22 protein-coding genes are annotated in these 22,992 nt (G+C 62.6%); 14 read left to right on the top strand and 8 right to left on the bottom strand.

Features of this window, described 5'->3' with window-relative positions; genetic code table 11:
- Positions 1-33 precede the first annotated feature (33 nt).
- Positions 34-1,797 carry an aspartate--tRNA ligase gene (gene aspS, locus IC234_RS04585; protein ID WP_190922686.1) on the bottom strand — a complete coding sequence of 588 codons (1,764 nt, stop codon included), beginning with the start codon at positions 1,795-1,797 and terminating at the stop codon, positions 34-36.
- Between the two features lie 170 nt (positions 1,798-1,967).
- Between aspS and IC234_RS04580 the strand changes: the two genes are divergently transcribed.
- The 7 genes from IC234_RS04580 to IC234_RS04550 all read left to right on the top strand — a co-directional run bounded on the left by IC234_RS04580 (position 1,968) and on the right by IC234_RS04550 (position 8,166).
- Positions 1,968-2,408, top strand: a complete 441-nt coding sequence (locus IC234_RS04580; RefSeq protein WP_190922685.1) for a T9SS type A sorting domain-containing protein — start codon at positions 1,968-1,970, stop codon at positions 2,406-2,408.
- A 72-nt stretch (positions 2,409-2,480) separates the two neighbouring features.
- Positions 2,481-3,032, top strand: coding sequence for a hypothetical protein (locus tag IC234_RS04575; protein WP_190922684.1), 552 nt, complete (start codon positions 2,481-2,483; stop codon positions 3,030-3,032).
- A gap of 9 nt (positions 3,033-3,041) precedes the next feature.
- The gene (locus IC234_RS04570; protein WP_223827495.1) at positions 3,042-3,473 is read left to right on the top strand and encodes a nucleoside deaminase; all 432 of its coding nucleotides are present in this window, start codon (positions 3,042-3,044) and stop codon (positions 3,471-3,473) included.
- Positions 3,474-3,579: 106 nt separating this feature from the next.
- Positions 3,580-4,194, top strand: a complete 615-nt coding sequence (locus IC234_RS04565) for a superoxide dismutase (protein WP_190922683.1) — start codon at positions 3,580-3,582, stop codon at positions 4,192-4,194.
- A gap of 215 nt (positions 4,195-4,409) precedes the next feature.
- The gene (locus IC234_RS04560) at positions 4,410-5,525 is read left to right on the top strand and encodes an alkene reductase (protein ID WP_190922682.1); all 1,116 of its coding nucleotides are present in this window, start codon (positions 4,410-4,412) and stop codon (positions 5,523-5,525) included.
- Between the two features lie 217 nt (positions 5,526-5,742).
- Positions 5,743-7,032 (top strand): nucleoside permease, encoded by a 1,290-nt coding sequence (locus IC234_RS04555; RefSeq protein ID WP_190922681.1) that lies wholly within the window; start codon positions 5,743-5,745, stop codon positions 7,030-7,032.
- 39 nt (positions 7,033-7,071) lie between these two features.
- Positions 7,072-8,166: an AAA family ATPase gene (locus tag IC234_RS04550; protein WP_190922680.1), complete on the top strand. Its 1,095-nt coding sequence runs from the start codon at positions 7,072-7,074 to the stop codon at positions 8,164-8,166.
- Positions 8,167-8,283: 117 nt separating this feature from the next.
- Here the strand turns inward: IC234_RS04550 and IC234_RS04545 are convergent, their stop codons facing one another.
- Entirely contained in the window at positions 8,284-8,694 is a 411-nt protein-coding gene (locus IC234_RS04545; protein WP_190922679.1) for a nucleoside-diphosphate kinase, read from the bottom strand.
- Between the two features lie 220 nt (positions 8,695-8,914).
- On the opposite strand from IC234_RS04545, the gene IC234_RS04540 reads away from it, so the two are divergent.
- The 5 genes from IC234_RS04540 (at position 8,915) to IC234_RS04520 (ending at position 13,271) form a co-directional block, all read left to right on the top strand.
- Complete coding sequence (locus IC234_RS04540) at positions 8,915-9,961, top strand: DHH family phosphoesterase (RefSeq protein WP_190922678.1); 1,047 nt, start codon at positions 8,915-8,917, stop codon at positions 9,959-9,961.
- A gap of 38 nt (positions 9,962-9,999) precedes the next feature.
- Positions 10,000-11,043, top strand: coding sequence for an FKBP-type peptidyl-prolyl cis-trans isomerase (locus IC234_RS04535; protein WP_223827494.1), 1,044 nt, complete (start codon positions 10,000-10,002; stop codon positions 11,041-11,043).
- Positions 11,044-11,136: 93 nt separating this feature from the next.
- Entirely contained in the window at positions 11,137-11,736 is a 600-nt protein-coding gene (locus tag IC234_RS04530) for an FKBP-type peptidyl-prolyl cis-trans isomerase (protein WP_190922677.1), read from the top strand.
- 13 nt (positions 11,737-11,749) lie between these two features.
- On the top strand, positions 11,750-12,271 hold the full coding sequence (locus IC234_RS04525; protein ID WP_190922676.1) for an FKBP-type peptidyl-prolyl cis-trans isomerase: 522 nt from the start codon (positions 11,750-11,752) through the stop codon (positions 12,269-12,271).
- 43 nt (positions 12,272-12,314) lie between these two features.
- Positions 12,315-13,271, top strand: coding sequence for an FKBP-type peptidyl-prolyl cis-trans isomerase (locus IC234_RS04520; protein ID WP_190922675.1), 957 nt, complete (start codon positions 12,315-12,317; stop codon positions 13,269-13,271).
- Between the two features lie 18 nt (positions 13,272-13,289).
- Here IC234_RS04520 and recO read toward each other — a convergent pair whose 3' ends face one another.
- From recO to IC234_RS04500, 4 genes are all read right to left on the bottom strand, one after another.
- Positions 13,290-14,009: a DNA repair protein RecO gene (gene recO, locus IC234_RS04515; protein ID WP_190922674.1), complete on the bottom strand. Its 720-nt coding sequence runs from the start codon at positions 14,007-14,009 to the stop codon at positions 13,290-13,292.
- 128 nt (positions 14,010-14,137) lie between these two features.
- The gene (gene porZ / locus IC234_RS04510) at positions 14,138-16,510 is read right to left on the bottom strand and encodes a type IX secretion system anionic LPS delivery protein PorZ (protein WP_190922673.1); all 2,373 of its coding nucleotides are present in this window, start codon (positions 16,508-16,510) and stop codon (positions 14,138-14,140) included.
- A 93-nt stretch (positions 16,511-16,603) separates the two neighbouring features.
- Positions 16,604-17,230, bottom strand: a complete 627-nt coding sequence (locus IC234_RS04505) for a thymidine kinase (protein WP_190922672.1) — start codon at positions 17,228-17,230, stop codon at positions 16,604-16,606.
- A gap of 254 nt (positions 17,231-17,484) precedes the next feature.
- Positions 17,485-17,817, bottom strand: coding sequence for a 2Fe-2S iron-sulfur cluster-binding protein (locus tag IC234_RS04500; RefSeq protein ID WP_190922671.1), 333 nt, complete (start codon positions 17,815-17,817; stop codon positions 17,485-17,487).
- Positions 17,818-17,853: 36 nt separating this feature from the next.
- Here IC234_RS04500 and IC234_RS04495 point away from each other — a divergent pair, with 36 nt between their 5' ends.
- Positions 17,854-19,044, top strand: coding sequence for a hypothetical protein (locus IC234_RS04495; RefSeq protein ID WP_190922670.1), 1,191 nt, complete (start codon positions 17,854-17,856; stop codon positions 19,042-19,044).
- A gap of 13 nt (positions 19,045-19,057) precedes the next feature.
- On the top strand, positions 19,058-20,110 hold the full coding sequence (locus IC234_RS04490) for a hypothetical protein (RefSeq protein ID WP_190922669.1): 1,053 nt from the start codon (positions 19,058-19,060) through the stop codon (positions 20,108-20,110).
- On the opposite strand, the gene IC234_RS04485 is transcribed toward IC234_RS04490, so the two are convergent.
- On the bottom strand, positions 20,073-21,122 hold the full coding sequence (locus IC234_RS04485; protein WP_190922668.1) for a hypothetical protein: 1,050 nt from the start codon (positions 21,120-21,122) through the stop codon (positions 20,073-20,075). The genes IC234_RS04490 and IC234_RS04485 overlap by 38 nt on opposite strands.
- Positions 21,123-21,418: 296 nt before the next feature.
- Positions 21,419-22,714, bottom strand: a complete 1,296-nt coding sequence (gene rodA / locus IC234_RS04480; protein ID WP_190922667.1) for a rod shape-determining protein RodA — start codon at positions 22,712-22,714, stop codon at positions 21,419-21,421.
- Positions 22,715-22,992 lie beyond the last annotated feature (278 nt).

Below are 22,992 nucleotides of genomic sequence, written 5' to 3'. Positions count from 1 at the left end.
GCCGCTTCTCGTTTACCACAATTCAAAATCCTACTACTTCGCCACCACGTCGGTCTTAATGCTCAGCTCCTTCAGCTGCGCGTCGGCAATCGGCGAGGGCGAGTCTATCATCACGTCGCGGCCGGAATTGTTTTTGGGGAAGGCAATGAAGTCGCGGATGGAATCCGAGCCGCCAAAGAGGCTGCAGAGGCGGTCGAAGCCGAAGGCCAGGCCGCCGTGGGGCGGGGCACCGTACTCGAAGGCGTCGAGCAGGAAGCCGAACTGGGCCTGGGCTTCTTCGGGCGTGAAGCCGAGCAGCGAGAACATGCGGGCCTGCACGGCGCGGTCGTGGATGCGGATGGAGCCGCCGCCGATTTCCACGCCGTTTATCACGAGGTCGTAGGCGTTGGCTCGCGTCTGGCCGATGGTGGCGGGGTTGTCGAGCAGGGCCAGGTCCTCGGGTTTGGGCGAGGTGAAGGGGTGGTGCATGGCGAAGTGGCGGTTTTCCTCCTCGCTGAATTCGAGCAGCGGGAAGTCAATCACCCACAGCGGCGAGAACGAGTGGGGGTCGCGCAGGCCCAGGCGGCGGCCCATTTCGAGGCGCAGTTCGCTGGCGGCTTTGCGGGTTTTGGCTTCGGGGCCGGCCAGCAGCAACAGCAGGTCGCCGGGGTTGGCATTGAAAGCCGCCTTCCACTTCTGCAATTCTTCCTGCGAATAGAACTTATCGACCGAGGATTTCACTGAGCCGTCGGCCTCCACGCGGGCGTAGACGAGGCCGGTGGCGCCGATTTGCGGGCGCTTCACCCACTCGGTCAGCTCGTCGATTTGCTTGCGGGTGTAGGCGGCGCAGGTGGCGGCGTTGATGCCCAGCACCAGCTCGGCGTTGTCGAACACGGGGAAGCCCTGGCCCTTCGTCGTTTCGGTGAGGTCGGTGAGCTTCATGGCGAAGCGGGTGTCGGGCTTGTCGTTGCCGTAGTCGCGCATGGCCTCGGCGTAGGTCATGCGGGGCACGGTGGGAAAATCGAGGTTTTTGATTTCCTTGAACAGGTAGCGCACCAGGCCTTCGAACATGTCGAGGATGTCTTCCTGCTCCACAAACGCCATTTCGCAGTCAATCTGCGTGAATTCGGGCTGGCGGTCGGCGCGCAGGTCTTCGTCGCGGAAGCACTTCACGATTTGGAAGTAGCGGTCGAAGCCCGACACCATGAGCAGCTGCTTGAACGTCTGGGGCGACTGCGGCAGGGCGTAGAACTCGCCGGGGTTCATGCGCGAGGGCACCACGAAGTCGCGGGCGCCTTCGGGCGTGCTCTTGATGAGCACCGGGGTTTCCACTTCGATGAAGTCCTGGCCGTCGAGGTAGCGGCGCACGGCCTGGGCCATGCGGTGGCGCAGCACCAGGTTGTTGCGCACGGGAGTGCGGCGCAGGTCGAGGTAGCGGTACTTCATCCGCAGGTCGTCGCCGCCGTCGGTGTCGTCTTCGATGAGGAAGGGCGGGAGCTTGGCGGGGTTGAGGATTTCCAGCGTGGTGGGGCGCACCTCGATGGCGCCGGTGGGCATTTTGTCGTTTTTGGAGTGGCGCTCCACCACGTTGCCGGTTACTTGCAGCACAAACTCGCGGCCGAGGTGGCGGGCGGTTTCGCGCACGGCGTCGGCTTCCACGCCTTCTTCCAGCGTTACCTGGGTGAGGCCGTACCGGTCGCGCAAGTCAATCCAGAGAATGGAGCCTTTGTCGCGGGTGCGCTGCACCCAGCCGCACAGGCTGACTGTTTGACCAATGTGTTCGGGGCGAAGCTCGCCGCAGGTGTGGGTACGTAACATGGACCGCAGATTTAACGAATTCTAACAAATGGAACGGATTGCCGGGGTTCCGCTTTTTTGTGCGAAGGTAGCCATTGGCCCGGCGGGGCGGAAACCCAAACTTTGGTACGGAGTATGCAAAGGCCGGCAGTAGCTGCGTTCCTTTGTCCTCTCAATCCCTTCAGCTTTTCATGAAACTCCTCCCCTCTCTCGCGCTGGCCACGGCCTTGTTGTGCGCCGGCACCGCGCAGGCCCAAACCAAAATCAAGACCAAAAGCAAGTCGGACGCCTCCGGCACCGTCGTCAAATCGAAGGGCACCGCCGACGCCGTGACGCTCGACGGCCCCATCAAGCGCATCGAAACGCTCTCGGGCATCGACGTTTTCCCCAAGCCGAACTCGACCAGCATCCTGCTCAGCTTCACGCAGCAGTTCACCAAGCCCGGCACGCTGGTGATGACCGACTACAAAAACAAGGTCATTTACCAGACCGAGCTCGACCCCGCCAACAACACCGGCGCCCCGGTTGATTTGGGCAAGATTCCGGCCGGCACCTACCTCGTCGAAGCCAAAACCGGTAACTACGTGTACTGGAAGAAAGTCCGCATCAAGTACCCGGCCGTGCGCCGCTAAGCCCCGCGCTTTCACCGTGCCCCGGCCCACAGCCGGGGCACTACTTTTATCCCCGCATCGTTGCCGTTAGCCATGAAGTTCCTGTCGTTTTTTCTGCTGATTTTCGGCCTCACGGCGTTTGCGCCGCCGGTCAAACTCACCACCACCAAGCTGGGCTCGGGCCTGAGCGTGGGCGTGCCCGTGGGCTTCGCGCCCCTGCCCGACGACGGCATTGCCGTAAAATACCCCTCGCCGCGCAAGCCGCTGGCCGTGTTTTCCAATCCCAGCGGGCGCGTCGATTACAGCGTGGCCGTGCGCCCCACCACCTTCGAAAGCTTCGATTACGGCGTGCTGATTAAGATTTATAAGTCCAGCATCCAGCGCTTGTACACGAAAGTCGATTTCCTGAAGGAAGACATTCGCACCGTGAATGGCCGCGACTTTATCTACTTTGAATTTGTATCGACCGTGACCGATGCCCGGCGCACGGGCAGCCAGTTGGCGCCCATCAAGCGCTACCAGGCGGTGCAATACGCCATTCAGGGCACGCAGCTCTACGTGTTCACCTTCGTGGCCCCGGCCGAGGAGCAGGCGCAGTGGCAGCCCACGGCCCAGGCCGTGATGAACGCCATTGTGATGAAATAAGCGCCGGACATGACCGACGACTATTTCATGCTCCAGGCCTTGGCGGAGGCCGAAAAAGCCCTGGAGGCCGACGAGATTCCCATCGGTGCGGTGGTGGTGTTTGAGAAGCAAATCATCGGGCGCGGCTACAACCAGACCGAGCAGCTGCGCGACGTGACGGCCCACGCCGAAATGCTGGCCCTGACCGCCGCCGCCAACCACCTGGGCAATAAATACCTGGCCGACTGCACGCTCTACGTCACCATCGAGCCCTGCGTGATGTGCGCCGGCGCCAGCTACTGGGCCCAGCTCAAGGCCGTGGTGTTTGGGGCCGACGAGCCCAAGGTGGGTTTCCGGCGGCACGGGCAGCTGCTGCACCCGCGCACCACGCTGCGTGGCGGCGTGCAGGGAGCCGAATGCGCCGCCCTCATGCAGGACTTTTTCAACCTAAAGCGGAAATAGTCTATTTTTGATTCTGCGCAGGTCCGCCCGCAACCTAGCGGCGGCTTCGCGGGTTAAGTACCTTCGACACTTTCATACCCTTACCACCCCCAAACCCTTTTCACTAATGGCATTCGAACTTCCGAAACTTCCTTATTCCTACGACGCCCTCGAACCCGCGTTCGACGCGCAAACCCAGGAAATTCACCACACCAAGCACCACCAGGCCTACGTGACCAACCTCAACGCCGCCATTGCCGGCACCGAGATGGAAAACCAGTCGCTGGAGGAAATCCTGCACAACATCGCCAAGGCCCCCGTGGCCGTGCGCAACAACGGCGGCGGCCACTGGAACCACTCGCTGTGGTGGACCATCCTCTCGCCCAACGGCGGCGGGCAGCCCACCGGCGCCGTGGGCGAAGCCATCACCAAGTCGTTTGGCACCTTTGACAAGTTCAAGGAAGAATTCACCAAAGCCGCCACCACGCGCTTCGGCTCGGGCTGGGCGTGGCTCTGCAAGCAGGCCGACGGCTCGGTGCAAATCTGCTCCACCCCCAACCAGGACAACCCGCTGATGCCCGACTCGGGCTGCAAAGGCATTCCGGTGCTGGGCCTCGACGTGTGGGAGCACGCCTATTACCTCAAATACCAGAACCGTCGCCCCGACTACATCGCGGCTTTCTTCAACCTGATTAACTGGGACGAAGTGAACCGTCGCTTTGCCGAAGCCACGCCCGCGTAGGTTTCTGAATTGCGCATAATATAGTTGGCGCGAAAACATGACCTGGGAAGCCCGTTTCACGCCGTGGAACGGGCTTTTCCTTTTCTCAGCTCCATTTTTTTTAACGTAACGGAATCACAACAGCCACTGCTGAAACAATTCGTGTACCTACCTGCTTTATCACCGCGTTTCAATCAACCCGGCGATTCACGCGCGCCATTGTTTCTCTAGAATTCATGTCAAGCAAAGCATTTGAGCCCGCCCAACTCGGCCCGCTTACCCTCTCCAACCGCATCGTCATGGCTCCCATGACGCGCAGCCGCGCCCTGGGCAACCTGGCCAACGAGCTCATGGCCGAGTACTACCGCCAGCGCGCCACCGCCGGCCTCATCATCTCCGAAGGCGTGTCGCCCTCGGCCGATGGCCTGGGCTACGCCCGCATTCCCGGCCTGTTTACGCCGGAGCAAGCCACCAACTGGCAGCGCGTGACGGAAACCGTGCACCACCACGGCGGCCACATCTTTATTCAGCTCATGCACGCCGGCCGCGTGTTCCACCCCCTCAACCTGCCCGAGGGTGCCGAAGGCGTCGCCCCCTCGGCCATCGCGGCCAAAGGCCAGATGTGGACCGACCAGCAGCAGATGCAGGACCAGCCCACGCCCCGCGCCCTCACCACCGAGGAAGTAGCTGAAGTGGTGCAACAGTACGCCCACAGCGCCAAGCTGGCCCTCGAAGCCGGTTTCGACGGCGTGGAAGTGCACGGCGCCAACGGCTACCTGCCCGAGCAGTTCCTGAACCCGAACAGCAACCAGCGCACCGACCAGTACGGCGGCAGCGTGGAAAACCGTGCCCGCTTCGTGCTCGACGTCACCCGCGCCATCGTGGCCGAAATCGGGGCCGACCGCACCGGCGTGCGCCTCTCGCCGGGCAGCACCTTCAACGACATGGCCGAATACCCCGAAATGGCCGAAACCTACGCCTACCTGGCCGCCGAGCTGCAAAAAATCGGCGTGGTGTACGTGCACCTCGTGGGCACGGGCCGCATTCCGGCCGAGGTGCTGGATAGCATTCACGCCGCCTACACCGGCCCCGTCATCTACAACGGCGGCTACCGCGACCTGGCCCGCACCGAAACCGACCTCGCCGGCCGCGCCGCATTCATCGCCTTCGGCACCGCCTACATCTCGAACCCCGACCTCGTGGAGCGCCTGCAAGCCGGCCAGCCCCTGGCCGAAGCCGACCAAGCCACCTTCTACGCCCCCGGCCCCAACGGCTTTGCCGACGGCTACACCGACTACCCCACGGCCGACGGCCAGCCCGCCGGAACGTTCTCGCCCACCTACGAGGCCTAGCCGTAGCGCGTCATCGTTCCAAAAAATGCCCTGGTCTGTAAGGCCAGGGCATTTTTTGTGTCTACCGGCCCGATTTAGGTGGGGGACGGCCCGATGCGCCAGGCGGGCCGGTGGCGGCGCGACTAGCGCCCGGGCCGGCTTTCTCGTCCGCTTCTGTTGGGCTGGCGTGTATCTTTAGCGACTAATTCCCACCTCGCTTTATTTAAACAGACTCCGCATGAACACGAAGTTGCGCCTGACCATCCTGAGTTTTCTCCAGTTTTTTATCTGGGGCTCGTGGCTGATAACGATTGGCGCGTATTGGTTTCAAACGAAGCAGTGGTCGGGCGCGCAGTTTGGCGCCATCTTCTCGACCATGGGCATCGCCTCCATCTTCATGCCCTCCCTCATGGGCATCGTGGCCGATAAATACATCAACGCGGAGAAGCTCTACGGCATTCTGCACATCCTGGGCGGCCTCACGCTCTGCACTATCCCAATGGTGACGGACCCCGGCACGTTTTTCTGGGTGATACTGCTGAACATGATTTTCTACATGCCCACGCTGTCGCTGTCCATCGCGGTGTCGTTTTCGGTGCTGAAAACCGAAGGGCTCGACGTGGTGAAGGACTACCCGCCTATTCGGGTGTGGGGCACCATCGGCTTCATCGTGGCCATGTGGACGGTGAGCCTGCTGGGCTTCGAGAAAACGGCCGGCCAGTTTTACGTGGCGGCCGGCGCGGCTTTCCTGCTGGGCCTCTACTCGTTCACGCTGCCCAAGTGCCCGCCGCAGTCCACCAACACGTCGAGCCAGGGCCTGATGGAAATTCTGGGCCTGAAGTCCTTCGCCATCCTGCGCGACCGCAAGATGCTCACTTTCTTCTTGTTTGCGCTGCTGCTTGGCGCCGCCCTGCAGCTCACCAACGCTTACGGCGACACATTCCTGCACGATTTCGACAAGACCCCGGCCTACCAGGACACCCTCACGGTGAAGTACCCGGCCATCATCATGTCCATCTCGCAGATTTCCGAAACGCTGTTTATCCTGGCCATTCCGTTCTTCCTGCGCCGGTTCGGCATCAAGCAGGTAATGCTGTTCAGCATGATTGCCTGGGTGCTGCGCTTCGGCCTGTTTGCCTACGGCAACCCCGGCTCGGGCCTCTGGATGATTATCCTCTCGTGCATCGTGTACGGCATGGCGTTCGACTTCTTCAACATCTCGGGCTCGCTCTTCGTCGAGACGCAGACGCAGCCCAGCATCCGGGCCAGCGCCCAGGGCTTGTTCATGATGATGACCAACGGCTTCGGTGCCGTGCTGGGCAGCTCGCTGAGCGGCATCATCATTCAAACCTACTTCACCGATGCCAACGGCGTGAAGGACTGGCACAGCATCTGGCTCACGTTTGCGGGCTATGCGCTGGCCATTGCGGTGCTGTTTGTACTCATCTTCAAGCACAAGCACGTGCCGCAGCAGCACTCTGAAGAAACCACCCACCCGGAAGGGCTGCTTTCGGTGGAGCAGGCGTAGCCCGCGGCTACAGCTCGTTTTCCAGCAGCATCACCCGGCATGGCGTCCCCGCGTTCTTCCCCCGCCCCCGACCTTTCCCTCAGCTACACGCAGCACGGGTTCCAGCCCGTGGCGTGGTTCTACGCCACGTTTGGCGAGCTGCCCCGGCGCGAGATTTACCAGCTGGCCTCTGTCGAAGCCCGGCAGGCCGTGCTGAACACGCTGGCCGAAACCCACGACGTGGACCGCGCCACCGTGGTGCATTCGGTGTACGTGGAAGAAGCCGGCAAAGCCCCCGAGCTGCAACACCACGCCCTCTCGCTGGGCCCCCACGCGCTGCTGTGGTTCTACGACCGCGGCATCTACGGCGACCAGGCGGCGCAACTCTATTACTCGCCCAAAACCGACCCGGCCCTGCTGGCCCAGCTCCGGGCGCTGCTCACCGCGCACCTCGAAACCGGCAAAATCGAGCGCAAGCGCATTCAGGTGCTGCGCCTGACCACCGGCGACCTGGAGTTCAGCCCGCTGCCCATCACCATTCCGGCCCTGGACCTGGCTACGCACTACAACGACGACCTGCTGCCGGCCCACGAAACCATTGTGGAGCGCCTGCAGAAGCCCAACGACAAGGGCATCATCATCCTCTACGGCCCGCCCGGCAACGGCAAAACCAGCTACATCCGCCACCTCTGCGGCCTCACCGACAAGCCCAAGCTCTTCATTCCGCCCAACCTGGCCGCCCGCATCGCCGACCCGGAATTCATCAACCAGCTCCACGACAACACCAACTCCATCCTGCTCATCGAAGACGCCGAAGAGCTGCTGACCAAGCGCGACGGGGTGGGCGGCAACGCCGTGAGCAACCTGCTGAACCTGTCCGACGGCTTGCTCTCCGACGGCTTCCACATCCAGATTATCTGTACCTTCAACACCGAGCTCTCGCGCATCGACAAAGCCCTGTTGCGCAAGGGCCGCCTCATTGCCGCTTACCACTTCGGCCCGCTCGCGGCTGACAAGGCGCAGGCCCTGGCCACGGCGCTTGGCCAGACGGAACCCATCACGGAGCCCACCTCGCTGGCCGAGCTCTACAACCGCGAGCCCAATACCTTTACCGAGCTGGAAACCAGCAGCAAACGTATCGGATTCAGCCGCTAAGCTACGAGGCACGGCACAAATTTGGTATAAAAAAAGTCCGCTTTTAGCACAAATGAAAAGCCCGCCCTGCAACGTGCAGGGCGGGCTTTTTGGCAAATAAAGCGCTTGGCGGGCCGCTTACTTCGAGCCGAAGAAGAATTCGCCTTCAATCTGGGCGTTTTCGTCGGAGTCGGAGCCGTGCACGGCGTTGGCTTCGATGCTCTTGGCGTACTTTTTCCGGATGGTGCCTTCCTCGGCGTTGGCCGGGTTGGTGGCGCCGATGAGGGTGCGGAAATCGGCCACGGCGTTGTCTTTCTCCAGAATGGCGGCCACGATGGGGCCGCTCGACATGTACTTCACCAGGTCGTTGTAGAAAGGACGCTCGGCGTGCACGGCGTAGAACTGGCCGGCGCGCTCGGCGGTGAGGGTAAGCTTTTGGAGCTCCACGATGCGGAAGCCGCCGGCCTCAATCATGCTCAGGATGCCACCGATGTGGTTTTCCTGGACGGCGTCGGGCTTAATCATCGTGAAAGTGCGGTTGGTGGCCATTGTTGGGCTGGGGAGGGGTTGGTTGAAAACTAATTGTGGCGCAAAAGTAGCCACAAAGCCGGTGGCTTTCCTTGGCCGAGCGCGGCCGGGCATTGGGATGGCCGAACAGAACCTTCCGGGGGGGCTACGTTGTTAAGACAAGATTTCTTCCGACTTTTGCCGCCCCAATTATTTGTAAGCCACCGGCCCTCCGTTCCTTGCCGGGCCATTCACGTTGTCGATGTCTAGTTCCATCCTCGCCCTGCAGGCGCTGCTCGCACAGCCCAAGCAGGTTGTTATCACCACCCACCACAAGCCCGACGCCGACGCGCTGGGCTCGTCGCTGGCCTGGGCCGGTTACTTGAAGCAAAAGGGCCACCACGTGACCGTGGTCACGCCTTCCGACTACCCCGCTTTCCTCAATTGGATGGAAGGCAACGACGAAGTGGTGGTGTACGACAAGCGCCAGAACGACCGCCAGGTGCGCGACCTGGTGAACCGCGCCGAAGTCATCTGCTGCCTCGATTTCAGCTGCCTCGGCCGCATCAACGAGCTCGGCGAGTACGTGCGCCAGGCCAGCGGGGTAAAAGTGCTGGTGGACCACCACCAGGAGCCCGAAAGCTTCGCCGACATTGTGTTTTCGACGCCCACGGCGGCGGCCACGGCCGAGCTGATTTTCGAAATCATCCGCGACCTCGGCGACCAGGACCTCATCACCAAAGGCATCGGCGAAGCCCTCTACGCGGGTATTATGACCGATACGGGCTCGTTTCGCCACCCCAGCACCTCGCGCAACGTGCACCTCATCATCGCCGAGCTGCTGAAGGTGAACGTGGACCTCTCGAAGGTGCACCGCCTCATCTACGACTCGCATTCCGAAATCCGCCTGCGTTTCCTCGGCTTCGTGCTGAAGGACAAGCTGGTGGTGAACCGCGAGTTCAACACGGCTTACATCGCCATCACGCAGGACGAACTGCGTGAATACCAAAGCAAAACCGGCGACACCGAAGGCCTGGTGAACTACGCGCTGAGCATTGAGGGCATCAAGTTCGCGGCCGTGTTCATCGACCGCGGCGTGGCCGTGAAAATTTCTTTCCGCTCGGTGGGCAACTTTTCGGTGAGCGACTTTTCGCGCCGCCATTTCGACGGCGGCGGGCACCACAACGCCGCCGGCGGCATCAGCTACGACACGCTGGATGCAACCGTGGAGCGCTTCCTCAGCATCCTGCCTGAGTACAAGGAACAATTAACGGGCGTGCCCGCCGCCGTAGCGCCGCCGGTGGCGTAACTTTGAACCGTTTCTGATTCTTCACTTCTTTTTAATTCATGCGTTTTTCCTCCCGCTCCGCGCGGCAGCTGGCCCTGGCGGCCGGCCTGCTGGGCTTCGCTTCCCTCACCGCTTGCAACAAGGACGGCGGTGACTTTGCCAAGACCAAGTCCGGCATTGAATATAAGATTTTCAAAAAAGTAGGCAACAGCTACGAGCGCCGCGAAATCGGCGCCGAAGGCGACCCCACCTACAAGGACCGCATCGGCAAGTTCCTGCTCGGCCACATGCGCTACACCACCGGCAAGGACTCGGTGCTGCAAAACACCCGCCGCGACGTGGGCATGCCCGTGCCCCTGCCCCTGCAGGAGCTGAAGCAAAAAGGGGCCCCCGACGAGGCGCTGTCCCTGCTCCAGCCCGGCGACAGCGGCGTGTTCCGCTTCCAGGTTGATTCGCTGATTAAGCCCAAATCGGGCCAGCCCGTGCCGCCGTTTTTGCGCCGCGGGGGCAACGTGGTGCTGATGTACGTGGCCACCACGGGCAAGCTCATCGACCAGGCCGAGGCCCAGGCCATGCAGCCCGAACTGCAGAAGCGCGCCATGGCCGCCCAGATGAAGCAGCGCATGGCGTCGCCCGAGTTCAAGAAGCAGATGGAAGAGCAGAAAGCCGCTCAGGCCAAGGCCCTCGCCACGCCCGAAGCGCAGGCCCAGTTCAAGAAGGACGACGCCGTGCTGCAGGACTACATCAAGAAAAACAACCTCACGATGCAGAAAACGGCCTCGGGCATCTACTACCAGGTGCTGAAGCCGGGCACGGGCGCCAAGCCCACCAGCGGCCAGACCGTGAGCGTAAACTACAGCGGCACGCTGCTCAGCGGCAAGGAGTTCGACTCGTCGGCCAAAGCCGGCAAGCCGATTGACTTCCCCATCGGCCAGGGTGCCGTGATTCCGGGCTGGGACGAAGGCATTGCGCTGCTCAACAAAGGCAGCCGCGCCATCCTGCTCATTCCGTCGCCGCTGGCCTACGGCACGCGCGGCGCCGGCGCCGACATTCCCGCCAACTCGCCCCTGAAATTTGAGGTGGAACTTGTTGACGTTCAATAATCCTTACATTACCTGAGTTCTAATTCCGGCCAACGGGCGACGCGGCACTGCTGCCCGGGCTCCGTTGGCCGGAATCTTTTTTGCCTCCTCCCCATGAAAAATTTTCTGCTCCGTTCGCGCTATTGGGTGCTGGCGGCTGGCCTGCTCCTGACGGCGCCGGCTTTCTGGTCGTGCAACTCCCAATCGTCGTTCCAAAAAAACCTGGCCGAACGCGAAAACACGTTGAAAATCATCGACGAGGACACCATTCAACGGTATTTGCAGCGCAACAACCTTACCAGCAAGGCCACCCGCACCAATTCGGGCCTGTATCTGGTGAGCCTGGTGGACGGCAACGGCCCGGCCGTCACGGCGGGCAAGCAGGTAACGCTCAAGTACGTGGGCCGCTTCCTGAGCAACGGCGCTTTCCCCGGCTCGACGGGCTACCCGGCCTCGGGGGGCAATTCTAATTACCCCGCCGGGGCCATTTTCGACAACTCGGCCGACAACCGCACGCCCTGCGGCTGCGTGGTGTTTACGGCCGGCGACCCGGCCATTCGGCCCGGCTTCAACGAAGGCCTGCTGCTGATGCGCAAAGGCGACCGCAAGCTGCTGTTGCTGCCCTCGCGCCTGGCCTACGGCCCCTCGGGCAGCGTGGGCATCCCGCCAGACTCGGCCCTGCTGTTTGACGTAGAGATTCTTGACGTTCAATAGACTACCCATACCCATGACGCACCGGACAACACGCCGCTGGCAGCTAGGCGCCGCGTTCGGGCTGGCGCTGGCAATGGCCACGGGCAGCGCCCGGGCGCAAGACACCGGCGCCAAGCCGGCTGTGCCCACCACGCCCTCCGCCCCTGTTTCCGGCGCTGATACCACCCGGCTCGTGGAACAACGCACGCCGAAGGGGGTGCGCTACGCCTTCCGGGAGCTTGGCACCGGCCCGCTGCCCAAGGCGGGCAGCCGCGTGGCGGTGCGCTACACCGGTTTTTTGCCCGATGGCCGCGTGTTCGACGCCACCGAGGCCTGGGGCGCGCCGCTGCGGTTCCGGGTGGGACGGCACGAAGTCATCGCCGGCTGGGACGAGCTGTTGCCGCTGCTGCCCGTGGGCTCCCGCGTGCGGGCCTGGATTCCGGCCGCGCTGGCCTACGGCGCCAAAGGCGTGCGCCACCCCGACGACGATTCCCGCTACCTGATTCCGCCGAACACCGAACTGGTGTTTGAGCTGCAAGTCTTGAGCGTGCGCTGAGCCCGGCGCCGGCGCAACCGACCACTTTTCGCATTCCCCGCTAATGACGCGTCCTTTTTTGCTTTTTCTGGCCGTTGCGCTGCTCGTAATGGGCTCGCCGGCCATGGCTCAGACCTCCGGCCCCGAGTACGCCCGCCTGCCCTCGGGCACCGAGTACCGCCTGTTTCGCAAAGACGCGGCGGGCCGCTACCAGCCCCGGGCCCTGGCGCCGTCCGATGCGCCCTACGCCAGCCGCGTGGGCCAGGTGCTGACCGTGTACATGGAGTTTCGGACTGGCCGCGACTCCGTGCTCATGAACTCGCGCCGCATGCAGCCCACGCCGCAGCCCGTGCAGTTATCCGAAAAGCCCGCCCGCGGCGGTATTGAAGAAGCCCTGGGCTTGCTGCTGCCCGGCGACAGCGCCGTGTTTCGCCTGCAAGCCGACACGGTATTTGCCAACACGTTTCATCAGGCCGTGCCGCCGTTCCTGCGCAAGAGCGGCAATACACTGGTGGTGCTGGCCAGCGCCCGAGAGCTGCTGACGGTGCCCGAAATGATGGCCCGCCAGGAAAAGCTGCAGGCCGAAATGATGAAGCAGGAACAAGCCCGGTCTGCCGGCCAAATGGCCAAGGACGTGGCCCAGATTCAGGCTTACCTCAAAAAAAACCACGCCACGGCCAAGAAAACGGCCGGCGGCACCTACTACATCATCAAGAAGCTGGGCACGGGCCTGCCGCCCCAAAAGGGCCAAACGGTGCGCGTGCTATACCGCGGCACGGTGCTGGCCACCGGCCAGGAATTCGATTCGTCGGCCAAGCACGGCAACGAGCCCATTGCCTTTGCGCTGGGCCAGGGCCAGGTCATTCCGGGCTGGGACCAGGGCATTGCCATGCTCACTAAGGGCAGCAAAGCGGTGCTGCTCATTCCTTCGCCGCTGGCCTACGGCTCGCGCGGGGCCGGGGCCGACATTCCGGCCAACGCCGTGCTGCGCTTTGAAGTGGAACTGGTCGACTTTCAGTAAAGCCTACTGGTCGCGGCGCTAGTTGAGCACCTGCGACAAAATATCGAGCGAACGAATTTCGCCCAACTGCTCCACATGCAGCTGGTAGTACCGAATGATGACGTTGAGCAGCTCGTGCCGCACGCGGCCGTTGGGAATGGTGCTGGTGGCCGGGTCGCGCAGCAGCTCGTCGAAATAGCCGTCGAACTCGTGCAAACGCAGGGTAGCCGGGCCGGTGGCCCCCTTGCTGGTGGGCGCGTGGCCGGCCATCAGTACTTGGTCGGTAAGTTCGGAGCCGGAGCTGATGCCGAAGCCGAGGTAAGCGGCCAGCTCCAGCAAAAAAACCAGGGCAAAGTTTTCGGCGCCGGTGGTCTGACGGTCGAAAGCCAGTATGGAATCGTGCAAGAATTGGAAGAGGGGTTCGTTCTGCTCTTCTTCGCGCACGGCCCGGCTCACCACTTCCGACAAAAACAGCACCACGCTGCTTTTTTGCACCTCGTAGGGCAAGGTCTGGAAGGGCTCGGCGCACCTGAACTCCGACAGGCGGGTGAGGCCGCCGCTGCCTTTGGCCACGTAGGCCACCAGTTCGAGCAGCGTGAAGGGCTGAAACAGCGCAATGCGACCCGGCGGCTTGGCCTTGCGCACGCCGTTCACCACGTAGCTCTGCACGCCCAACCGCTCGGTGTAGATGCGGGCAATGATGCTGGTTTCGCGGTATTTCAAGTAGCTGAGGACGAGGCCTCGGGTCTTTATCAGCATAAATCCATCTCGTTGACGCGCCGACCGTTGATGAGCCGTTTGCTGATGCCTGCAGATGCGGCTTTCGATTCAATGAATCTTTCCGCAATTCGGCCCGGCATCAATCACTTGGTTAGCACCCCAAACAACTATTTGCTTAGTACGGCCACTTTGCTCACGCAGCCATTTTTGCCATCGGCGTCGGTCGACAGCACCAGGTATACGCCGGAGCGGACGCGCTGGCCTTCGGGGTTGGTCAGGTTCCAGGTCACGGTGCCGCCAGCGGCTTTGGTGGCGTACACCAGATGGCCCGCCACGTCGGTAATCTTCACCACGGCGTTGTTGGCCAGGCCCGAAATGCCCAGCGTGCCGGCGAATTCGGGCCGCACGGGGTTGGGGAACACCGCGGAGCATTTCACGTCGCCCTCCGTCACGGTGGCCGTGCCTCGGAACGATACCACGCCCCCGTCGGTAGCCACCCACACCTCGCCGGTCTTGTCGTTCACCTTCACGTCGATGATGCGGTCGGACGGCAGTGGGCTGTTGGCGGTGGTGAAGTGCAGCAGCGCCTCGTCGGCGTCGGGGCTGAAGAGCCAGAGCCCCCGGTCGGTGCCGAACCACTTGCGGTCGGCCCCGTCCACAGCCAGGGCACGCACAGCCTCGCTGTAGAGCGCGTTGTAACCGGTGCCTTCGCCCCGCGTCACCAACGGCTGCGAGAAGCCGTTGGTGGTAGCAAACGGCCCCTCGGGCTCGCGGAAATACGCCACGCCCTTGATGGTGGCGGCCCAGATGTAGCCGCGCCGGTCTTTAGCCAGCTCGTAAATCTGATTGTCGGGCAAGCCCGAGGACGTGTTGAACAGCCGCGGCGCATTCGGCGACGTCGGGTTCGGGTCGACGGCGTAGAGGCCGATGGCCGGGCCGCCCACGCTGCTGGCGTCGGTCTTGCGCGACACCGACACCCACGCGTAGCCGTTGTCGTCCAAAGCAATGCGTTCGAGCGCATCGAAGCCAAACGTGTAGGGAATGACCTGCCAGGTCGTGGTGGCAGGGTCGAAGATGGACAGGCCCGAGCGTCCGTTGTTTTCCAGGTGGCGGTTCACCACCCACACCTTGCCTTCGGGCGTAGCTGCCACATCGGTGATTTCCACGCGGTTAGGGTTACTGGAAAAGGTACCCAGCAAAGGACTGCCGGCGGGCGAGTTCTCGCCGAAGCGACGGAAATCGCCGGGTCCCCGCCATTCCAACAGGCCGCCGCCGTACGTGGCCACGTAAAGGGTGCCGTCGGGGGTGCGGGTGCCGCGTACCGGGCTGGTGGGGTTGGGAAAGGCGGTCAGGCTCGGAAAAGCTTTCGCCGTGTAGTTGGTCCATTGCCCACCCGCGTATTCATAGAAGCCATTTTTGGCCCCATTTGGCTGGTAACGCTCCGAATAGCCTCCCGTGAATACGTTGACTTTGTTGGAGCGCGCATCGGCTAACAGGCCAAAAGACGTACCGGTTTCGGGGCCGTTTGCCACAAAAAACTCCGACGTCTTGCCCACCCCGGGAGCCACCCGTTGCAGGCCCAGGCTGTAGTTGGCCACGTAATAGTTGCCGTCGCGCGACCGTACTGCATCCTGAATAAAGGAGGAACCCGCGGCTGGGGGCACCACCGTGGTCACGGCTCCGCTGCGGCCGAGCAGGCGCACCCCGGCCTGGTCGTCTACGATGAGCAGGCCCACGCTGCTGCTACGCAAGCTGCGGTATTGCCCGGCCCCGGTGCCCGCTACGGGCTGCCACGTAGCCGCGGTTGGATTAGCGGCGGGCACGTACTTGTACACCGAAGAGCCGCTGCCTTCCACGGCCGCGTATACTTGGCCGGCATCGGTGGCTACGAAATGGTAGACGCGCTGCGTGGCTGTGCCCGGCAGCACCGGCTGATACAACGTCCAGTTGCGGTAGTCGAGCAGGTTTTGCGACAGCGAGCCGCGCAGCAGGCCTACCGATGTAGCGGCGTACAGGGCCCCACCGGCCACGGCCGCATCGTACACGTTTACCACCGCTCCGCCGGGCCCGATGTTGGAATAGGTGTCGCTGATTTCCAGCTTGGTCAGGTCAATGGCCAAGAGGCCGAAACTAGTGCTCACATAAGCTTTGCCCGCGCCAATCGATACTTGGTTGATATCCTTGGTGCCCTGAATGGATTTGCGCAGCACGTCGCTGATGTTGCGCACGCGGCCGTTGGCTTGCAGAATGTCGATGTTGGCGTCGCGGTAGGCCAGCACCGTTTGCTTGGATACGGAGTCGTAGGCCAGCGCGGCCACGTTCACACCGTTTAGGCCGTCGCGCTGCGAGAGCACCTGCGAGGTATTTAGCTTCTTATCGAAGAAATAGAAGGCATTTTCGGTGGCCACGTACACCCGGTCGCCGGCATCGGCCAGGCGCAGGGGGCGGTTGGAGGGCAAATGCAACTGCCAGTCGCCATAACCTACGGTCTGGGCTTGGCTGCTTCCGGCCAATAACAACAACCCGGCGAGTGCCAGCAAAGAACGGAAAAGGTGGGTCATACGCTCGTCAAAACTCAGAATGAAGAAGTAGCGGGCCACGAGGCCGTTCTTGCCAACGCTGCGCCCGTCGATTTAGTGCGCGGCAGTGGAGCCCACCTCCTGCGCGGGCCGCTCGGCTTGCATGCCGCCCAGAAAGCAGGGCCGGCAGCGGGCTTCATACGAATCGGTTTCGCCCAACAGCACCTGGTCTTCGCTGGCTGCAATGCGGTACGAATACGACGCAATTTCGCCGCAGCACACGCACACGGCGTGCACCTTGGTCACGTATTCGGCCGTGGCCAGCAGGGCCGGCATGGGGCCGAACGGGCGGCCGCGGTAGTCCATGTCGAGCCCGGCCACGATGACGCGGGTGCCGTTGTTGGCCAGCTGCTCGCACACGTCCACCAGCGAGTCGTCGAAAAACTGTGCCTCGTCGATGCCCACCACGTCGGAGCCCGCGGCTAGGAGCAGGATTTCCGACGGCACGGCCACCGGCGTGGAGCGGATGCGGGCCGCGTTGTGGCTCACCACGTCTTCGGCGTGGTAGCGGGTGTCGACGGCAGGCTTAAAGATTTCGACCTGCTGCCGCGCAATGCGGGCGCGGGTGAGGCGGCGAATGAGCTCTTCGGTCTTGCCCGAGAACATGGAGCCGCACACCACTTCTATCCAGCCCCGGCGCGGGGCGTTGTGGCGGTTGCCAACGCGGGGTTCAATAAACACAAGCGAAAAAAACAGGTGAGCAAACAGGACGACCACGCCCCAACGGAAGCTCTAAAGTACGCCCGGCGGCGGCTTGCCTCAAGCGCCAAAGTATTTCTTTTGGGACCAGTCGCACGCACTCAGGCGCTTGTATTCGGCGTAATTTTTCGCACTTCCGCTAGCAACCAAGTCAGCTGCCCCGGTGTGCGCCCCGGCTCCCGGTAGGGCTGCTTGCCATAACTCCACAATGCAGAGGGCTTGGTTTGATGCGCCGGCTATACCCCATCGGGCAGATACTGCACGTGGGGCAGCTTCGTGTCCTCCGGCACGCGGCCCGTGGCGTCGCCGGCCAGCAGGCGGGTTTGACAGGTCAGCCGCTCGGTGGGCTGCAGGCGGCCGGCGGCACGGTAGCGCAGCTCCGCATCGGTGGGTGGGCTCAGGTTTTCGAGGCCGGTGCGCACCTGCACGCGGCAGGTGGTGCAGCGGCCCTTGGCCCCGCAGGCGTGCATCCAGTCGTGGCCAGCGGCCTGAATGGCGGCCAGCAGCGTGGCGCCGGATGGCACTTCCACGGGCGCGCCGGGCAGGTTCTCAATCGTCAGGAGGGGCATTTGTGCCTAACTTGGGCCACCGAAACCGGCCTACTTATGAACGACAAATATAGCCTCGCCAAGTGCGCCCAATACGGCCGACGCCTGGCCGCCCGGCTCTGCGACCAGCATTTCGCGAACTCTTCTTCGGCCCCGCTCGATGGCCCGGCGGTGCTCAAATTCACGCCGGTGCGGCAGGTCAACCTGCTGGTCGTGCGTCAGTTGCTCGGCCAGTGGCAGGCCGAAACCGCCCGCCTGCGCAGCCCTTACTTCGATTTTGAAGCCGCCCCCGTGCAAGCTGCCCTCACGCAGTTCATGAACGTGCTGTCGCGCCACATCAGCCTGGGCCGCGAGGCCTACGAGCCGCTGCTGGCCCAGGCCACTGCCGACACGCTCGGCTTGGTGGCCGACCCCGTGGACAGCTTCCAGCGCCTCGTGTTGGGCAACGCCGAGGCCCCCACGCTCACCACGCTGCGCGAAAGCCTGCGCTACATCGACGTCGACAAGGCGTTTTACCAGGGCTTCATCGATAGCCTGCCCAACAGCAACGACCTGAGCCGCGACTTCCTCACGCACCGCTTCGAGCTGTACCACGCCGCCAATTACAAGGCGCACCAGCCCATGCAGCGCCTTGTGACGGAGCTCAGCGCCCTGCTGCCCCTCACCACCGCCGACCTGCTCGAGGACGGGCCGGTTTCGGCCACCACGGCACCGCCTGTTGCCGAACCCGTGGCGGCGGCGCCCACTGCCCCGCCCGCCATGCCTGCACCGGAACCGCCCGCAGTAGTGACTCCGCCCAGCTTCGTGGCCCCCTCGGCTCCGGTGGCCCCGCCTGCAGCCCCCGCTCCGCCGCCCGCTGCTCCACCGGCGCCTGCCCGCCCGCTCCCCAACACTGATGCGGCCAACGTGCCGTTGCACGAAAAGCTGAAAGCGGTGCAGCCCGCCGCCGCGCCCCTGGCCGAAACCTTGCGCGCAAGCGCCGCGCCTTCCCTGGCCGAGCGGAGCGGGCCCAAGGTAGAAACCCTGCGCGAAGCCATTTCCATCAACCAGCGCTTCAGCTTCATCAACGAGCTTTTTGGCGGCGAAAACATGGACTACCACGCGGCCATTCAGCACCTCGATTCATTGCCCACCGCCGAGCAGGCCCGTGCCTACGTCAGCGGCGACCTGTCGCAGCGCTACGACTGGAGCCGCAAGGAAGAGCACGTCAACAAGCTGCTGAAGCTCATTGAGCGCAAGTTTGCCTAACGTGCCTGCTACAGTGGGCAAGTCCCAGTTTGGGCCGCGGCTGCGGCGCTGGCTGCTGCCGTGGCTGGTGGCCGTGGCCGCCCTGGCCAACCTGGCGTATCCCATGTACGTGCACTACGATTTCTCGCACTCGCCCGACACCCGCAGCTACCTGCGCATGGCCGCGGGGCGGTTCGACAGCGTGCGCGTTACGCACCGCTACCGCGTGCTGGTGCCCGCCGCGGCCGCCGCGGTGGCCGCGCCCGTGGCCCGGCTCTATGCCCGCGTGTGGCCCCAGCGCCCTGCGGGGCAATGGCCGTTGCGATTTTCCTTTTACCTGGTGAACTGCCTGCTGCTGGCGGCGGCTGGAGCTTGCTGGTTCAACGCGGCCCGCCAGACCGGTGCTTCGCCCGAAGCGGCCGGCCTGGCCATGCTGGCCGTGCTCACCAGCCGCTGGGCAGTATACGGCGCCGGCCTGCCCCTTACCGACAGCCTGTACCTGCTGGCAACCGGGCTGGGCTACTACGCCATCCGGCGCGGCGCTGGGGCTGGCTGGGCCTTGGCAGTGGCATTGCTGCTCGGCCCCCTGGCCAAGGAATCTTTCGTTTTCTGGCTGCCCTGGTTGTTCTGGTTCGGCCGCCACAGTCTCACCTGGCCCAAGCAGTTGGCAGCTTTGGCGGTGGGCCTCGCCGCCTTGTTTGCGGTACATTTTTGGGTCGATGCCCACGTCGGTGCCCCCACCAGCCAGTCGGTTTCCAATGCGCTTGACCATTTTCACAACGTGGCTTACTCGTTGCACCGGGCCGCATCTCCCAAAGGCTTGGGCGAGTTGCTGAGCATATTTGGCTTCTTTACTCTCGTGCTTCCGCTCGCCTTGTGGCTAGAAAAAAACCAGGGTGCCCGCTCCACAGAAAGTTTATTCAGCTCACTCGGTTGGGCAGAGCTTGGCCTGCTTGCCGTTGTGGCCATTCACATGCTTCTTTCCGGCGACTTGGGCCGCATGGGCTATCTGGCGGCTCCGGCATTCTGCGTTGCGCTAGCGCTGGTTTTCACGCATTGGCGCCGCCTTCTCCTCCCAACCCAATAACGCGGCGCGGCAGCCCGGCCAGCGCCAGCGCCAACAACGGCGGCCACACCGGCACCAGGAAGCGGGCCGCGCCCAGCGGCCCCGTCAGCCCTGCCACGTATAGCAGTAATGCCAGCGCCACCCAGCGGCCATACCGCCACACCGGCGCCGTCCTGCCAAGCCGCCTAAATCCCTGCCACGCCAGCCATACACGCCCCGCATTCGCCAGGAAAATCAGCCCCAACCAGCTCAGCAGCCCCACTGGCAGGCCGGCTATAGCTCGCCACAACCCGCCATTCCGCACCTGAGCCAGTAGCCCGCCCCCTGCCGGCGGCGCCAGCTGCAGAAACTGGCTCAGGTCAAAACGGCCGGGGTCTACGAAAAATGTAGCCATGCCCAACGCATGTTGCCGGGCATACACCACCGGATGGGCCCACAATACCGCCTTGGCTCGCAGTTGAATAACCCGCTGCCTCGAAGCAAAATCGCGTTGTGCATTCGCTTCGCGAAGCACGCCGGCAACCCATTTTTCCTCCGCCTCGGCCCCCTGCACTTGCCGCACCACGCCGGCCGCGTTGTAATGCAACAAATTGATATCGGTAATGCTCGAGAAATGAAAAAAGCCCGTCCGCTGCTCGTTCCAGCCCATATACAGCCCCACCACCACGGCCGGGACAACGCCCAGTACCGCCAGCCCCGGCTTTCTACGTCGCCATGCCAGCACCGCGCCCACGCCACCCATGGCAAAGGCAAGCGGGTAGAAGACCGGCTTTATTAACAGCGCCACCACCAGAGCTACTACCACCCCAGCAGCATAGCTAGTCCTACTTCGTCTGATGTAAAGCAGCGCGGCCAGCAGCATGACTAGTAACGTAGTCTGCAGCAGCAATTCGCTCATCACCGCATTGGCATAAATGAGCTGCGCCGGAAATGTTAAACAAACAACCATCGCCATCGCCCATTCCTTGGCGCTCGGCCGGGCCCATCGCGCCCACCACAGCAACACAAGCCCAATATTGAGCAAGCTCAACACATTTTGCACCACTAGCAGAGTCACCGGCTCCCCTACCGCCCCTCCCGACCCCAGCACCACCAGCGGGTACCCCGGCGGGCGTATGGTAAACTCCTGCACAGCCTGCCCCGCTGGCGCCTGAGCTGGCCACGGACGGGCATAGAGCTCACCGTGAAGCCGTATATTTTGCGCTGCCTGCCGGTATCGGTCCGTATCAGGAAAATTCCAACTGCCCAAGTACAGTGCCCCCCCCAACGCCAGCGCATGCAGGCCCGCCACAACGGCCCACACCCAGCTCGGCACACGCGGCGACCTCATCAGCGCACCAAGTCCTGCTTGCGATAGGCATCAATTGCCAGCAAACTGAACAACAAGATGGTAAATGACCACAACGACGACCCCCCGTAACTGAAAAACGGCAGCGGAATGCCCACTACCGGGGCCAGCCCAATGGTCATGCCCACGTTCACCGTCACGTGAAAAAACAGAATGCTGGCCACGCAATACCCATACGTGCGCCCAAAGACCGACTTCTGCCGTTCCGCCACATAGATAATGCGCCACAGCAAGGTCAGGTACAGCCCCAGCACCGCCAAGCTGCCCAACCACCCAAACTCCTCCCCCACCGTGCAGAAAATAAAGTCGGTGCTTTGCTCGGGCACGAAATCAAACTTCGTCTGCGTGCCCTGCAAAAAACCCTTGCCCAGCATTCCCCCCGAGCCAATCGCAATTTTGCTCTGCGTCACGTTCCAGCCCTTCCCCAGCGGGTCAGCCGAAGGGTTGATGAGTACTTCAATTCGTTGCCGCTGGTGCGGCTGAAGAACCTTGTTGTAAAAGAAATCCACGCCCACCACCATGCCAATCACGGCCAGCCACACGCCTACTGCCAAAGGCAAATGATGCCGCAATACCCGGCGGCTCAGTCCCAATACCGCAATCAGTGCCAGCGTAAAAGAGCTAAATAGCCAAACTTTGGGCACCAGTAATGCCAAAAGCAGAATGGTTCCTGCTGCCGCCATCAGCAGCAGAATTAAAGGCGACATCCCTTCCCGAAAATATGCTAGTAGCAAAGCTCCGAATACCAAAGCCTGCCCCGATTCGTTCGATGCCACTATCAACAAAGGTGGGAACAAGGTAATCCCGGCCAGCACCAGTTGGTCACGCCAGTCCTGGTATCGCAAATTGATGCTCGCCATAAATCTGGACGCTGCCAAAGCCGTCGTGAATTTGGCAAATTCTGCCGGCTGCAAACGCACAGGCCCAATCTCTAACCACGAACGCGACCCTGCAATGGGCCTCGCCACAAACATGGTTACTATCAGCAGCACTATCATGCCCGCATACAAAGCATACGCAAATGTGTCGTAGGCCTTGTAATCCACCACCAACAAAATCACGATAAGTACAACAGCCGTTGCTATCCACAGCAGCTGCTTAAACCAGTTAAATGCCATAAGCTTATCGAAGCTCAGGCTCGTAAGTGGGTTGTCAGGCACATCCGGTGAATAGCTAGACGCATAAATGCAAATCCATCCGGCCCCCACCAGTCCAACATAAAGCAACACCGTCAACCAATCAATACTACGGCTATATCGAGCAGGTGAAACTTGCACAAATAATATGATAAGTTAAAAAGCATTGTCAAAAGTACTGCTCTTTAAGCATCCGTACTGTACGCTCATTTATGCTGTCAACTGAAGTTTTGGTGCGGGCATGTTCGGGGCGCCCGTTCTTAGTGGCGGGCCCCCTGGTCGCACGGGGCGGAAGGCAAGAACGGGTCTTTCGGGCCGCGGCGGGGGGGAGGGGGGTGGGGTGGGCGGAAACGCAACCGTCCCCGGGCCGCTGGGGAAAGCGGCGCGGGGACGGGCAAGGAAAAGGTTGGCGGCGACCG

It is taken from the genome of Hymenobacter armeniacus (assembly GCF_014699055.1).
Lineage (GTDB): Bacteria > Bacteroidota > Bacteroidia > Cytophagales > Hymenobacteraceae > Hymenobacter > Hymenobacter armeniacus.
The sequence above is the reverse complement of the archived record's forward strand: the minus strand, read 5'-3'. Positions and strand labels throughout refer to the sequence as shown.